At 67.8% G+C, this 12,268-nt stretch carries 13 protein-coding genes; 2 read left to right on the top strand and 11 right to left on the bottom strand.

Translation table 11 applies throughout. From position 1 onward, the window contains the following. Positions 1–301 precede the first annotated feature (301 nt). The 11 genes from hisC to G372_RS0100505 all read right to left on the bottom strand — a co-directional run bounded on the left by hisC (position 302) and on the right by G372_RS0100505 (position 9,945). Complete coding sequence (gene hisC, locus G372_RS0100455) at positions 302–1,399, bottom strand: histidinol-phosphate transaminase (RefSeq protein WP_019624685.1); 1,098 nt, start codon at positions 1,397–1,399, stop codon at positions 302–304. After that, complete coding sequence (hisD, locus tag G372_RS0100460; RefSeq protein WP_019624686.1) at positions 1,396–2,700, bottom strand: histidinol dehydrogenase; 1,305 nt, start codon at positions 2,698–2,700, stop codon at positions 1,396–1,398. Before hisD ends, hisC begins: the two co-directional genes overlap by 4 nt. Before the next feature lie 14 nt (positions 2,701–2,714). Next, positions 2,715–3,782 carry a 3-deoxy-7-phosphoheptulonate synthase gene (locus G372_RS0100465; RefSeq protein ID WP_019624687.1) on the bottom strand — a complete coding sequence of 356 codons (1,068 nt, stop codon included), beginning with the start codon at positions 3,780–3,782 and terminating at the stop codon, positions 2,715–2,717. A gap of 10 nt (positions 3,783–3,792) precedes the next feature. Continuing rightward, positions 3,793–4,443 carry an ATP phosphoribosyltransferase gene (gene hisG / locus G372_RS0100470; RefSeq protein ID WP_018865417.1) on the bottom strand — a complete coding sequence of 217 codons (651 nt, stop codon included), beginning with the start codon at positions 4,441–4,443 and terminating at the stop codon, positions 3,793–3,795. Between the two features lie 332 nt (positions 4,444–4,775). Then, entirely contained in the window at positions 4,776–6,035 is a 1,260-nt protein-coding gene (gene murA / locus G372_RS0100475; protein WP_019624688.1) for a UDP-N-acetylglucosamine 1-carboxyvinyltransferase, read from the bottom strand. 89 nt (positions 6,036–6,124) lie between these two features. Next, entirely contained in the window at positions 6,125–6,451 is a 327-nt protein-coding gene (locus tag G372_RS0100480) for an STAS domain-containing protein (protein ID WP_018865419.1), read from the bottom strand. Beyond that, the gene (locus G372_RS0100485; RefSeq protein WP_019624689.1) at positions 6,444–7,112 is read right to left on the bottom strand and encodes an MlaC/ttg2D family ABC transporter substrate-binding protein; all 669 of its coding nucleotides are present in this window, start codon (positions 7,110–7,112) and stop codon (positions 6,444–6,446) included. Before G372_RS0100485 ends, G372_RS0100480 begins: the two co-directional genes overlap by 8 nt. 21 nt (positions 7,113–7,133) lie before the next feature. Next, a complete protein-coding gene (gene mlaD / locus G372_RS0100490) occupies positions 7,134–7,592 on the bottom strand; it encodes an outer membrane lipid asymmetry maintenance protein MlaD (protein ID WP_026279129.1) in 459 nt (152 codons plus the stop codon). Between the two features lie 21 nt (positions 7,593–7,613). Further along, positions 7,614–8,396 carry a lipid asymmetry maintenance ABC transporter permease subunit MlaE gene (mlaE, locus tag G372_RS0100495; RefSeq protein ID WP_019624690.1) on the bottom strand — a complete coding sequence of 261 codons (783 nt, stop codon included), beginning with the start codon at positions 8,394–8,396 and terminating at the stop codon, positions 7,614–7,616. Beyond that, positions 8,389–9,222, bottom strand: coding sequence for an ABC transporter ATP-binding protein (locus G372_RS0100500; RefSeq protein ID WP_026340437.1), 834 nt, complete (start codon positions 9,220–9,222; stop codon positions 8,389–8,391). The genes mlaE and G372_RS0100500 overlap by 8 nt, the downstream gene beginning before the upstream one ends. Positions 9,223–9,303: 81 nt before the next feature. Then, positions 9,304–9,945 (bottom strand): hypothetical protein, encoded by a 642-nt coding sequence (locus G372_RS0100505; protein ID WP_019624692.1) that lies wholly within the window; start codon positions 9,943–9,945, stop codon positions 9,304–9,306. A gap of 75 nt (positions 9,946–10,020) precedes the next feature. Here G372_RS0100505 and G372_RS0100510 point away from each other — a divergent pair, with 75 nt between their 5' ends. Both G372_RS0100510 and G372_RS0100515 read left to right on the top strand, forming a co-directional pair. Next, a complete protein-coding gene (locus G372_RS0100510; RefSeq protein WP_018865425.1) occupies positions 10,021–11,118 on the top strand; it encodes an LLM class flavin-dependent oxidoreductase in 1,098 nt (365 codons plus the stop codon). Positions 11,119–11,124: 6 nt separating this feature from the next. Further along, positions 11,125–12,042: an NAD-dependent epimerase/dehydratase family protein gene (locus G372_RS0100515; RefSeq protein WP_019624693.1), complete on the top strand. Its 918-nt coding sequence runs from the start codon at positions 11,125–11,127 to the stop codon at positions 12,040–12,042. Positions 12,043–12,268 lie beyond the last annotated feature (226 nt).

The following is a 12,268-nucleotide window of genomic DNA, read 5'->3' on the forward strand; positions in this document are numbered from 1 at the left end:
CAGGAACACCGCCTGTTTTGCCCTACCCTCCCGATATGAGCCCCTTGTGGAGGGCGTGACAGGCCGGGAGAAGGCGCTGACTGTCTGAGCGAAGCGACAGCGCAGCGAGTTTCAGCGCCGCCGGCCTGGCGCGTCCGGAGCAAGGTTCCCGGGCGAATCCCGGGCGTGTTTCTTGGGTACTTCTTTGCACGAGCAAAGAAGTACCTCGCGGCGCGCTGGCGAGACAGCGCATGGCAGGCGGCTGGCCGAAACCACCGTAAACTCCAGAGGACGAACTAGGCCCAGCCTCAGAAATCAGGGTTCAGCCGGCGAGGGCGTCGCGCAGGGCCGCGAGAAAAGCGTTGTTCTCGTCGGAGCGGCCGACGGTGACGCGCAGGCAGTCGGCGAGTAGCGGATGCGCGCGGCCAACATCCTTGATCAGGATGCCGGCGTCGCGCAGGGCCGCGAAGCTCGCATGCCCCTGTCCTTCGCGCACCCGAAAGAGGATGAAGTTCGCCTGGCTCGGGAACACGTGCTCGACGCCGTCGATCGCCGCGAGGGCCTCGGACAGTCGGCCGCGTTCCTCGATGATGCCGCGCGCCTGGTCATCCAGCGCCTCGCGGTGATCCAGGGCGAAGGCGACCGAGCGCTGGGTCAGGGTATTGATGTTGTACGGCAGGCGCAGCCGGTCCAGGGCGTCGATCCAGCCCGCGGAGGCGGCGAGATAGCCCAGCCGCGCCCCGGCCAGTCCCAGTTTCGAGACCGTGCGCATCACCATTAGCCCGTCGTGCTGGCCGACCTCCGGCAGGAAGCTGTGGGCGGCGAACGGGGCATAGGCCTCGTCGACCACCGTGACGCCGGGGTTGGCCTCGATGATCGCCTGCACGGCGGCCGGGTCGTCCAGGGTCCCGGTCGGGTTGTTCGGGTAGGCCAGGAACACGACCGCCGGGTCGTGTTCGGCCAGGGCCGCGTGCATCGCGTCGAGGTCCAGGGTGAAATCGCGGTTCAGCGGGACTCCGATGAACGGCACACCCATTGCCCGGGCCAGCACGCCGTACATCACGAAGGTCGGCTCCGGCGCCAGGACTGGGCGGCCGGATGCGGCGACCGCCATGCTCAGGATCTGGATCAGTTCGTCGGAACCGTTGCCGAACATCAGCCCGGCCGCCTCGGGCACACCGTGGGCGGCGCGCACCTGCTCGGCCAGGTCCCGCGCCTGGGCATCCGGGTAGCGGTTCAGCTGCGGGTCGCGCAGGGCCTCCAGCCAGGCGTCTTCCAGCGCGCCGGGCCAGGGGTGCGGGTTCTCCATCGCGTCCAGCTTGGTCAGGCCGGTCGCGTCCGCCACCTGATAGGCCGGCTGCGCCAGCACCTCCGGACGCATCAGGGCATCCGGGCTGCGGCTTTCGTGCGGCAGGCTCATTGCCCGCCGCGCAGTTCGGCGGAACGCGCGTGCGCGCTCAGTCCCTCGCCGTGCGCGAGGGCGGCGGCGGTCTTGCCGAGCTTCGCCGCGCCCTCGGCGGAGCAGTGGATGATGCTCGAGCGCTTCTGGAAGTCGTACACCCCCAGCGGCGAGGAGAAGCGCGCGGTGCGCGAGGTCGGCAGCACGTGGTTGGGCCCGGCGCAGTAGTCGCCCAGGGCCTCGGAGGTGTAGCGGCCCATGAAGATCGCGCCGGCGTGGCGCAGGCCGGCGTCCAGCATCGCCTGCGGGTCGGCCACCGACAGCTCCAGGTGTTCTGGGGCAATGCGATTGGCGACCTCGATGGCGTCGGCGGAGTCACGCACCTTCACCAGCGCCCCGCGCTTGTCGAGGCTGGTGCGGATGATCTCGGCGCGCGGCATCTCGGACAGCAGGCGGTCCATGGCCTCGGCCACGCGGTCGAGGAAGGCCTCGTCCCAGGACACCAGGATGGACTGGGCCTGCTCGTCATGCTCGGCCTGCGAGAACAGGTCGGCCGCGATCCAGTCCGGGTCCGTCTCTCCGTCGCAGACCACCAGGATCTCCGAGGGGCCGGCGATCATGTCGATCCCGACCGTACCGAACACCTCGCGCTTGGCCGCGGCCACAAAGATGTTGCCGGGGCCGACGATCTTGTCGACGGCGGGGATGGTCTGGGTGCCGTAGGCCAGCGCGGCCACCGCCTGGGCGCCGCCGATGGTGTAGACGCGATCGACACCCGCCACTGCCGCGGCGGCCAGCACCAGATCGTTCAGTTCGCCGTCCGGGGCGGGCACGACCATCACCAGCAGCTCCACGCCCGCGACCTTCGCCGGCACCGCGTTCATCAGCACCGAGGACGGGTAGGCGGCCTTGCCGCCGGGGACGTACAGGCCGACGGAATCCAGCGCGGTCACACGCTGGCCGAGCACCGTGCCGTCGGCATCGGTGAAGTCCCAGTCCTGCATCTTCTGGTGTTCGGCGTACTGACGGATGCGCGCAGCGGCGGTCTCCAGCGCCTGGCGCTGCTCCGCCGGGATCGATTCCAGCGCGGCCTGCAGGCGCTCTCGTGGGATCTCCAGGTCGGTGACCGCGCTGCGGTCGAGGCGATCGAACTTGGCGGTATAGCGCAGCACGGCCGCGTCGCCCTCGGCGCGCACCGCGCCGAGGATCTCGTCCACCGCATCGCGTACGCCGGTATCAGCGACGGACTCCCAGGACAGCAGGTGCTCCAGGGCCTGATCGAAGTCGGGCTGCTGGGTATCGAGTCGGGCAATGGCAGGCATGGCGGGTTCCTCGTTCAGGCCGGCTCGGCGATCTTGCGGCGCGCGCGCACGGCATCCGCCAGCAGGTTCAGGCTGGTCTCGGTCTCGTCCCAGCCCATGCAGGCATCGGTGATGCTCTGGCCGTAGGTCAGCGGCTTGCCGGGCAGGATGTCCTGGCGGCCACCGACCAGATGGCTCTCCAGCATCGCGCCCATGATGCGGCGATCGCCGCCGCTGATCTGCTCGGCCAGCGAGCGGGCCACGTCCACCTGGCGCTTCGGATCCTTGCGGCTGTTGGCATGGCTGCAGTCGACCATTACCAGTTCCGGCAGCTCGGCCATGCGCAGCTCCTTGCAGGCCTGCTCGATGCTCTCGGCGTCGTAATTTGGCTGCTTGCCGCCGCGCAGGATGATGTGACAGTCGTCGTTGCCGGTGGTGGAGAAGATCGCCGAGCGCCCGGCCTTGGTGACCGACAGGAAGTGGTGCGGGCGCGAGGCGGAGCGGATCGCGTCGATCGCCACCCGCAGGCTGCCATCGGTAGAATTCTTGAAGCCCACCGGGCAGGACAACCCGGAGGCCAGCTCGCGGTGCACCTGGCTCTCGGTGGTGCGCGCGCCGATGGCCCCCCAGGCGACCAGGTCCGCGATGTACTGCGGGCTGATCAGGTCGAGGTATTCGGTGGCGGCCGGCATGCCCTTGATCGCCAGATCGCGCAGCAGCCCGCGCGCGACGCGCAGGCCCTTGTTGATGTGGAAGCTGCCGTCCAGGTCCGGGTCGTTGATCAGGCCCTTCCAGCCGACCGTGGTGCGCGGCTTCTCGAAATACACCCGCATCACGATGTGCAGGGCATCGGACAGCTCCTCGCGCAGGCCCTTCAGGCGGTCGGCGTACTCGAGCGCGGCGTCTACGTCGTGAATCGAGCAGGGCCCGACAATCACCTGCAGGCGGTCGTCCTCGTCATGCAGGATGCGGTGGCAGGCCTGGCGTGCCTCGAACACGGTCTCGGAGGCCGCGTCGGTGATGGGCAGTTCCTCGCGCAGGGTGTCCGGGGCGGACACCTCCTGGATATCGCGAATTCTCAGGTCGTCGGTATCGGCGGTCATGATGCTCTCGTTACGTCGTCGCGGGCGTGACGGCCTCGCGCAGGCCCTCGATGAGGTTTTGAATGGTTCTATGTCGCATCTTCATGGCTGCCTGGTTCACGATCAACCGGGAACTGATGGGGGTAATCAGTTCCAGCGGCTCCAGGCCATTGGCCTTGAGCGTGTTGCCGGTGTCGACCAGGTCCACGATGTAGTCGGCCAGGCCGACCAGTGGCGCCAGTTCCATCGAGCCGTAGAGCTTGATGATCTCCACCTGGCGGCCCTGCTGGGCGAAGTAGTTCTGCGTGATGTTCACGAACTTGGTGGCGATGCGCAGGCGCTGCTGCGGATCCGGTTGCTGGCCCGGTCGCCCGGCCAGCATCAGCCGGCACGCGGCGATGTGCAGGTCCAGCGGTTCGTAGAGCCCGGCCGCGCCGTGCTCCATCAGCACATCCTTGCCGGCCACACCGATGGATGCCGCGCCATGCTGCACATAGGTGGGGACGTCGGTGGCGCGCACCACCACGATCTTCACGTCCTCGCGGTTGGTGTCGAGGATCAGCTTGCGCGTCTTGTCCGGGTCCTCCAGGAGTTCGATCCCGGCGCTGGCCAGCAGCGGCAGGGTGTCCTTGAGGATGCGACCCTTGGACAGGGCGATGGTCAGGGCGTTGGGATCCATCATGTCGGGTGTCGGTCTGTCTCGTGGTTGTGAGGGCAACACTGATTCATGTACACGCTCGCGCTCGAGTCGCTTTCGTGTGCGAACAAGGGCGGTTCCGTTGTGCAGCCATTCTGCACAACGGAACCGCAACGCCATGCGCGCGCCCGTCTTGGATAACAACGGGCGGCCGAGCCCCTTCGGGGTTGGTACCCCGGGTTCCCCGATCCTGCGTTGCGCCCCGAATCAATCAAAAACGGGCGGGTAGAACCACTACCCGCTGCACGACGCGCCTTGTCTCGGAAAACCTGGGGTACCAACGCGAGTGTGTACATTAATCAGTGTTTCCCTGGGCGTCAGGCCGGCTCGCGGCGGATGCCCGCGCCGATCTGGCTCAGTTTTTCCTCGATGCACTCGTAGCCGCGGTCGATATGGTAGATGCGGTCGACCGCGGTTTCGCCCTCGGCCACCAGGCCGGCGATGATCAGGCTCGCCGAGGCGCGCAGGTCGGTCGCCATCACCGGGGCGCCCACCAGCTGCTCCACACCCTTGACGATGGCCGTGTTGCCCTCGATGGTGATGTCCGCCCCCATGCGCTGCAGTTCCAGCGCATGCATGAAGCGGTTCTCGAACACCGTTTCCACCACCGACCCGGTGCCCTCGGCGACCGTGTTCAGGGTCATCATCTGGGCCTGCATGTCGGTGGGGAAGGCCGGGAAGGGCGCGGTCCGCAGGTTGACTGCCTTCGGGCGGCGTCCTTCCATGTCCAGTTCGATCCAGTCCGGGCCGGTCTCGATGCGCGCGCCGGCCTCGACCAGCTTGGCCAGCACCGCATCCAGCAGCTCCGGGCGGGTATTGCGGCAGCGCACGCGCCCGCGGGTAACTGCCGCCGCGACCAGGAAGGTCCCGGTTTCGATGCGGTCCGGCATTACGTCGTATTCGCAGGCCTGCAGATTTTCGACACCCTGCACGCGGATGGTGTCGGTCCCGGCGCCCTGGATCCTGGCCCCCATGGCCGTCAGGCAGTCCGCGAGGTCGACCACCTCCGGCTCGCGCGCGGCGTTCTCGATCAGGGTCTCGCCCTCGGCCAGGGTGGCGGCCATCAGCAGGTTTTCGGTGCCGGTGACCGTGACCTGGTCGAACACGACGCGCGCACCCTTCAGGCGCTTGGCGCGGGCGTGGATGTACCCACCGTCGACGTCGATCTCTGCGCCCAGCGCCTCCAGCCCCCGCAGGTGCAGGTTCACGGGGCGCGAACCGATCGCGCAGCCGCCCGGCAGCGAGACCTCTGCCTCGCCGAAGCGCGCGAGCAGGGGTCCCAGCACCAGGATCGAGGCGCGCATCGTCTTCACCAGGTCGTAGGGGGCGACACACTGGGTCAGGGTGGTCGGATCGACCTCGATGCGCATGCGCTCGTTGACCGTCAGGCTTACGCCCATGCGGCCGAGGAGTTCCATGGTGGTCGTCACGTCCTGCAGGTGCGGGACGTTGCCAATGGTCATCGGCCCGTCCGCCAGCAAGGTGGCGGACAGGATCGGCAGCACTGCATTCTTGGCCCCGGAGATCCAGACCTGCCCCTCCAGGCGGCGGCCTCCGGTGATGATCAGCTTGTCCATGGAAAGCCCGGGTCGGTCGCAGGGTCCAGCATGGCCCAGCGAAACACACCATGATAACGAATCTGCCCGCTCCGCGCGCGTTTCCGGGATCAGGCCGTGTGTGCGTGAGCCACGGGAACGGAATCGGCGATCACCGATTGCAGGTCGTAGAGCTCGACGAGGGGTATCAGGCCCTGCGGGATGGCGTGGAACCCCAGTTCACCACCCTGTTCGTGCACCCGGCGCCAGAGGGTGACCAGCAGCGCCACGCCCGCCGAGTCGATGCGGGTCACCTCGCCGAGATCCACCCGCGCGCGAGCGGGCAGCCCGGGGAGCAGGGCGCGAATGCGGGATTCGAGGCCCGGAACCGTGGCAAACGTCAGTGTGCCGGAGAGGGCGAGCCCCTCCGGCGTTGCGTGCAGGCGGGCGTCAGCCATCGCCGTTGTCGACCTCGTCGGCGATGCCGTCCATCGCGTCATCGACGAGTTCGCGGTCGCCGTCCTCAAGGCGTTCGATCAGGGTGTCAAGACCGTTGCGGTTGATCTCCTCGTTGAAGCGGTTGCGGAAGTTGCCGACAAAGCTGAGGCCCTCGGCCTCGACGTCGAAGACCTTCCACTCCCCGTTCACCGGGCGCAGGCGGTAATTGACCTGGAGATTCGACTGGCCGGAGCCCATGACAATCTCGGTGGCCACCACGGCCATGCGGTCGTCCTGACGCGAGCGGCGTTCGATCACGCGAATTTCCTTGTCCAGATGGTCCGCCAATTGCACGCCGTAGGCCTGCAGCAGCGTTTTCTTGAAGGCCTCGGTAAAGCGTTCCCGCTGCTCACTGGTGGCATCGCGCCAGTGGCGCGCCAGCACCAGTCGCGACATGCCCTCGACATCCACGCCCGGCAGGATCTTGTCCTCGATTACGCCGATCACGAAGTCGGGGTCCTCCTGGGCGCGGTCCTCGTTCGCCCGCAGCTTCTCGTAGACCTCGTCGATGGACTGCTTGATGATCTCGGTGGGGTTGTCCGCCTGCGCGGCACCCGGCAGGGCCAGCAGCAGGAGCAGCCAGAGTGGCGCCGGCAGCGCCAGAAATCGCAATGTCTTCATCGTGTCGTCCCCGGTTCGGGTTTAGTCACTACCCATGTTGGTCATGAAACGGCCAATCAGGTTCTCCAGAACCAGCGCGGATTGCGTGAACATCACCTCGTCGCCGTCCTGCAGGGTGTCATAGTCGCCGCCGGGCTCCAGGGCAATGTACTGCTCCCCCAGCAGCCCCGCGGTATGGATCGCGGCCTGCGTGTCCATGGGCAGATAGTCATGCTCGGAGCGGATTGCCAGTTTGACCTCGGCGCGGAACTGTTCCGGATCATAGCGAATCTCTGCGACGCGCCCGATGCGCACACCCGAGACCGTGACCGGCGCGCGCGTCTTGAGCCCGCCAATGTTGTCGAAATAGGCCGTCACCGTGTAGGTGTCGCGGTCGTGGTAGTCGGTCACGTTGCTCACCTGGATCGCCAGGTAGAACAGTGCCGCCACACCCAGCAGCACAAACACGCCGACCGCCAGTTCGAAGAAACGTACCTTCATCATGCCACCTGCATTGTTGGATCAGCCCGCGCCGAACATCAGCCCGGTCAGGATGAAATCGAGGCCCAGCACCGCCAGCGAGGAGACCACCACCGTCTGGGTCGTTGCGCGCGAGATGCCCTCGGAGGTCGGCATTGCATTGAAGCCCTGGAATACCGCGATCCAGGTCACCACGAAGCCGAACACAATGCTCTTGATCACGCCGGAGAGCACGTCTTCGTTCCAGTCGGTCACCGACTGCATCTGCGAGAAGTACGCGCCGCTGTCCACGCCCAGCATGCCTACGCCGACGATGTAGCCGCCCATCACGCCCACCGCGCTGAAGATCGCGGCCAGCAGCGGCATCGAGAGGAACCCGGCCACGAAGCGCGGGGCGAAGATGCGGCGATACGGGTTCACCGCCATCATCTCCATCGCCGAGAGCTGCTCGGTGGTCTTCATCAGGCCCAGCTCGGCCGTCAGCGCGGAGCCCGCGCGGCCGGCGAACAGCAGTGCGGTCACCACCGGGCCCAGCTCGCGTACCAGGGACAGGGCGACCACGCCGCCCAGGGCCTCTGCGGCCCCGAAGTTCACCAGGGTAATGTACCCCTGGTAGCCCAGCACCATGCCTACGAACAGCCCGGAGACGATGATGATCAGCAGCGAGCGCACGCCCACCGAATAGATCTGCACTACCGTCAGCCCGAACCGCCGGATCACGATATCGAGGCTGGCCAGTACCTGAATCAGAAAGATGAATGCGCGGCCGAACACCACCAGGGCATTCAGCGAGCTGCGGCCCAGCGAGGCAATTGCGTCAATCATCACGCTGCTCCCGCACTCCGAGCAGATCCTCGCGGTAGCTGTCGCCGGGGTAATGAAATGGCACCGGGCCATCGGGGCGGCCCTCGAGGAACTGTGCGCTCCAGTCGGAGGCGCGTGCGCGCAGGTCGTCGGGTGCTCCGGCGTCCACTGCCCGGCCATCGGCAATCAGCACCACGTGATCGGAGATGGCCATGGCCTCGTTCACATCGTGCGAGACCAGTACGCTGGTCAGGCCCAGGCTCTGGTTGGTGCGCCGGATCAGGGTCACGATCTGGCCCATGGTGATCGGGTCCAGGCCGGTAAACGGTTCGTCGTACATGATCAGATCCGGGTCCAGCGCGATCGCGCGCGCCAGCGCCACACGCCGCGCCATGCCGCCGGACAGCGAGGCCGGGTCCAGGTCGCGCGCGGCGCGCAGGCCCACCGCCTCGAGCTTGAGCAGCACCAGGGTGTGCAGCACGTCCTCGGGGAGGTCCGTGTGCTCGCGCAGAGGGAAGGCCACATTCTCGAACACCGAGAGATCGGTCAGCAGTGCCCCGGTCTGGAACAGCATGCCCATGCGTTTGCGCAGGGCATACAGGCGCCGGGTCGAGAGCCGTGCGACCTCCTGGCCGTCGACCCAGATACGGCCGCCGTCCGGGCGCAGCTGGCCACCGATCAGGCGCAGCAGGGTTGTCTTGCCGCTGCCGCTGGGGCCCATGACTGTGGTCACCTGCCCGCGCGGGATGCGCATGGACAGGTCCTCGAAGACCACCTTGCGCCCGCGTCGGAAGCGCAGGTTCTCGATCACGATGTGCGGACTGTCTTCGGCGACCGGCTCAGCCACGGGCACCTCTTGCCGTACGGCCAATGGGACTCGGGAGTCTGGCGCGGGACCGATGCCCGGTCAAACCAGTTTGGGTGGAGTTCATCCCACCCCCAGCAACTGGGCGATGGTGCGAAACTCGGAAAGTCGATCCGGTCGCGTCCGCAGGAACACGGGTGTCGGACCCTGGCCGCCGGTCGCGATCAGGGCCTCGACCAGGGCACGCCACCCCATCGGGTCCAGATCCGTCTCCGGTTCGATCTGCCAGAGGCCGGCGCCGTCTCGGCCCGGATACCACAGCGCCTCGCGGGTACCCGGAAGGTTGTGAGCCTCGGCGGATCCCGCCAGCAGTGCAGTCTTGGTGTTGCTGGCCTCCAGTGCCGCTTCCACGGCAGCGGCATGCTCGGCATCCATGACGCTGAGGGCCACACCCTGGAGATGCTCGCCCAGCTCTTTCTCGATTCGGGCGAGGGCGGCCACACCCGCCTCCGGCGACAGGTCACGGGACCACTCCAGGGTCAGGCGCAGCTTGGCGGGGACCGCCTCGGCCCATGGCCCGAACGGGTCTTCCTCCGGTGCCGCCCAGACAGAGGCGGGTAGCAGCAGGCGGCTGTGATAATGGGTGTAGTACTCCAGTTGCCAGTCGGCCGGGAGGTCGTCCGGGAAAAAGCTCTCCCACCAGGACTCACCGGGGGCCGCGACTCCCGCAGCCTGCAGCTCCAGCGCTTGTTGATCCTTCGACATCCGCGTCTCCCTTGTTCAACCACAGTCTGACGGGCTTGCTTGTATCCCCAACGCGCGCGCGGCACAGTTGATGCCATGCGCTTCGACCTCTTTCATGAACTCTCGGTCCCGGAGTTTCTGCAGACCTCCGAGACCGAGGTAATCGACCGGACCCTGGCCCTGTGGGAGCAGGCCGATCGCCTGGGCTACGGCACGGCCTGGCTGGTGGAACACCACCTGATGCCGGAATTCTCCCACAGCACCGCGCCGGATCTGGTCCTGGCCGCGGCCAGCCAGCGCACCGAACGCCTGCGCCTGGGCCTCGGCGTGGTCCCGCTGCCCTACCACCACCCGCTGCGGGTCGCGCAGCGGGTCGGCATGCTCGACCAGCTCTCGGGCGGGCGCCTGGACCTGGGCATCGGGCGCGGTTTTTCGCCGCGCGAATATGCCACATTCGGCGCCCAGATGAGCGAGTCCCGCGCACGGGTCGACGCCGGGCTGGATGCGCTGCGCCAGGCCTTCGCCACCGGTCGGATCACCCAGGACGGTCCGTTCCATCACCTGGACGACGTTCCCGTGATGCCGCGCCCGGTGCAGGACCCGCACCCGCCGATCTGGACCGCCGCGGTCAGCCCGGAGTCCTTCACCTGGGCTGCCGAGCAGGGCATCGGGGCACTGGCAGGTCCGTTCAAGCCCTGGCAGATGATCCGCGAGGACATCCGTCTGTATCACGAGGCCTGGGATGCCTCGCGCACCGATATCGCCCATCCGCCGCGCGTCGGGATGACCCTCGGGGTGCTGTGCCTGCCGGATGGCAAGCGCGCCCGGCGCGAGGCCAAGCCCGCGTTCGAGTGGTTCTACCGTCACATGTTCCAGCAGACCCTGCCGGTGCTGGAGCGCCTGATCGAGGGCTACGACTACTACCGTTCGCTGGGGCGCTTTCGCCACCTAGTCAAGGCCGGGATCAACCTGAAGATCCTCGACATGCTGGGCATGACGCTGGTCGGCACGCCCGCCGAGTGTCGCGAGCGCATCGAGGGTCTGCGCGAGGCGGGGGTCGATCAGGTCCTGCTGGCCTTTGGCGCAGGGGCCGTGCCCCACGAGCTCGCCCTGGAGTCCATGGACTGCTTTGCCGAGGAGGTCATGCCGGCCTTTGCCGAGCGCGCCCCGGGCGCCACCGGCACGGCTGGATAGCCATCCATGCGGGTCGCCGTGACCGGCGCCGCCGGGCGCCTCGGGCAGGTGCTCATTCCGGCCCTGGCCGCCGCCGAAGGTATCCAGTCGGTCACCGCGATCGACCGCCGCCCGGTTGCCGCGAATGCGCAGACGACCTCTTCGCAAATCGATCTCGCGGATCTCGGGGCGGAACACCTGGCCGGGCATGACAGCCTGATCCACCTCGCCTTCCAGCTGATGGGCGGGCAGGGCGGGCGCCGGCGCCGCGACCGCGACTGGGTGCGCGCGCAGAATGTCGAGCTGAGCCGCCACGTCTTTCAGGCAGCCGCTGGGGCCGGTGTACGCCAGATCGTCTTTCTTTCCAGTGCCGCGGTCTACGGTCCGTGGCCGGATTCGCCGCGCCCGCTGACCGAGCGCAGCCTGGCGCGGCCGCGCTTCCCGTACGCCGAGGATAAGGTCGCCACCGAGCAGGCCCTGCTGGCGGTTGGCGCGCAGTATCCCGATTTGACCACCTGCATCCTCCGACCCCCGGCAATCGTGGGGCCGAATGCCCACCCGCTGCTACGCCGGGTTGCGCGCAGTCGTGTGTACCCGGGTGGCGTCGAGGTGCCGGTGCAGATCCTGTGGGAGGACGACGCCGCGGACGCCGTGGTGCGAGCGGTCGAGCGCCAGGCGGAGGGCATCTTCAACCTCGGGGCCGAGCCCGTCTGGTCCATGCGCCGGATGGCGCTACACGGACGCCGCTGGGGCGTCCCGGTGCCCCCGGGCCTGATCCGGGCGCTGCACCCGCTGGCCTGGCGGTTCACCCGCCATGCCGGCGATCCCGGATGGGTCCAGGGCCTCGACGGCGCCCTCCAGATGGACTGCGCGCGCGCCCGCGAGCACCTCGCCTGGACACCCCAGGTCTCCACCCCCGAGTGCCTGGAGCGCCTTCGCCGGTAGCTCCGTCGTTCTCGGGCTGGGCCTGGTTCATCCGCTGCAGTTTGCGGTGACTTCGTCCGACCGCCTGCCTTGTTGAGGCTGGCCCTGGCTCGGCATCCGGTGTTTACGTGCCTTCGGTCTGCCGCCTGCCGTGCGCTCACTCGCGAGCGCGCCGCGAGTTACTTCTTTGCTCGTGCAAAGAAGTAACCAAGAAACACGCCCGGGATTCGCCCAGGAACCTTGCTCC

It is taken from the genome of Thioalkalivibrio thiocyanoxidans ARh2 (assembly GCF_000385215.1).
GTDB classification, from domain to species: Bacteria; Pseudomonadota; Gammaproteobacteria; order Ectothiorhodospirales; family Ectothiorhodospiraceae; genus Thioalkalivibrio; species Thioalkalivibrio thiocyanoxidans.

Coding starts and splice junctions, on each gene's coding strand:
- hisC (WP_019624685.1), bottom strand. CDS start 1,399: ATGAGCCTGCCGCACGAAAGCCGCAGCCCGGATGCCCTGATGCGTCCG.
- hisD (WP_019624686.1), bottom strand. CDS start 2,700: ATGCCTGCCATTGCCCGACTCGATACCCAGCAGCCCGACTTCGATCAG.
- G372_RS0100465 (WP_019624687.1), bottom strand. CDS start 3,782: ATGACCGCCGATACCGACGACCTGAGAATTCGCGATATCCAGGAGGTG.
- hisG (WP_018865417.1), bottom strand. CDS start 4,443: ATGATGGATCCCAACGCCCTGACCATCGCCCTGTCCAAGGGTCGCATC.
- murA (WP_019624688.1), bottom strand. CDS start 6,035: ATGGACAAGCTGATCATCACCGGAGGCCGCCGCCTGGAGGGGCAGGTC.
- G372_RS0100480 (WP_018865419.1), bottom strand. CDS start 6,451: ATGGCTGACGCCCGCCTGCACGCAACGCCGGAGGGGCTCGCCCTCTCC.
- G372_RS0100485 (WP_019624689.1), bottom strand. CDS start 7,112: ATGAAGACATTGCGATTTCTGGCGCTGCCGGCGCCACTCTGGCTGCTC.
- mlaD (WP_026279129.1), bottom strand. CDS start 7,592: ATGAAGGTACGTTTCTTCGAACTGGCGGTCGGCGTGTTTGTGCTGCTG.
- mlaE (WP_019624690.1), bottom strand. CDS start 8,396: ATGATTGACGCAATTGCCTCGCTGGGCCGCAGCTCGCTGAATGCCCTG.
- G372_RS0100505 (WP_019624692.1), bottom strand. CDS start 9,945: ATGTCGAAGGATCAACAAGCGCTGGAGCTGCAGGCTGCGGGAGTCGCG.
- G372_RS0100510 (WP_018865425.1), top strand. CDS start 10,021: ATGCGCTTCGACCTCTTTCATGAACTCTCGGTCCCGGAGTTTCTGCAG.
- G372_RS0100515 (WP_019624693.1), top strand. CDS start 11,125: ATGCGGGTCGCCGTGACCGGCGCCGCCGGGCGCCTCGGGCAGGTGCTC.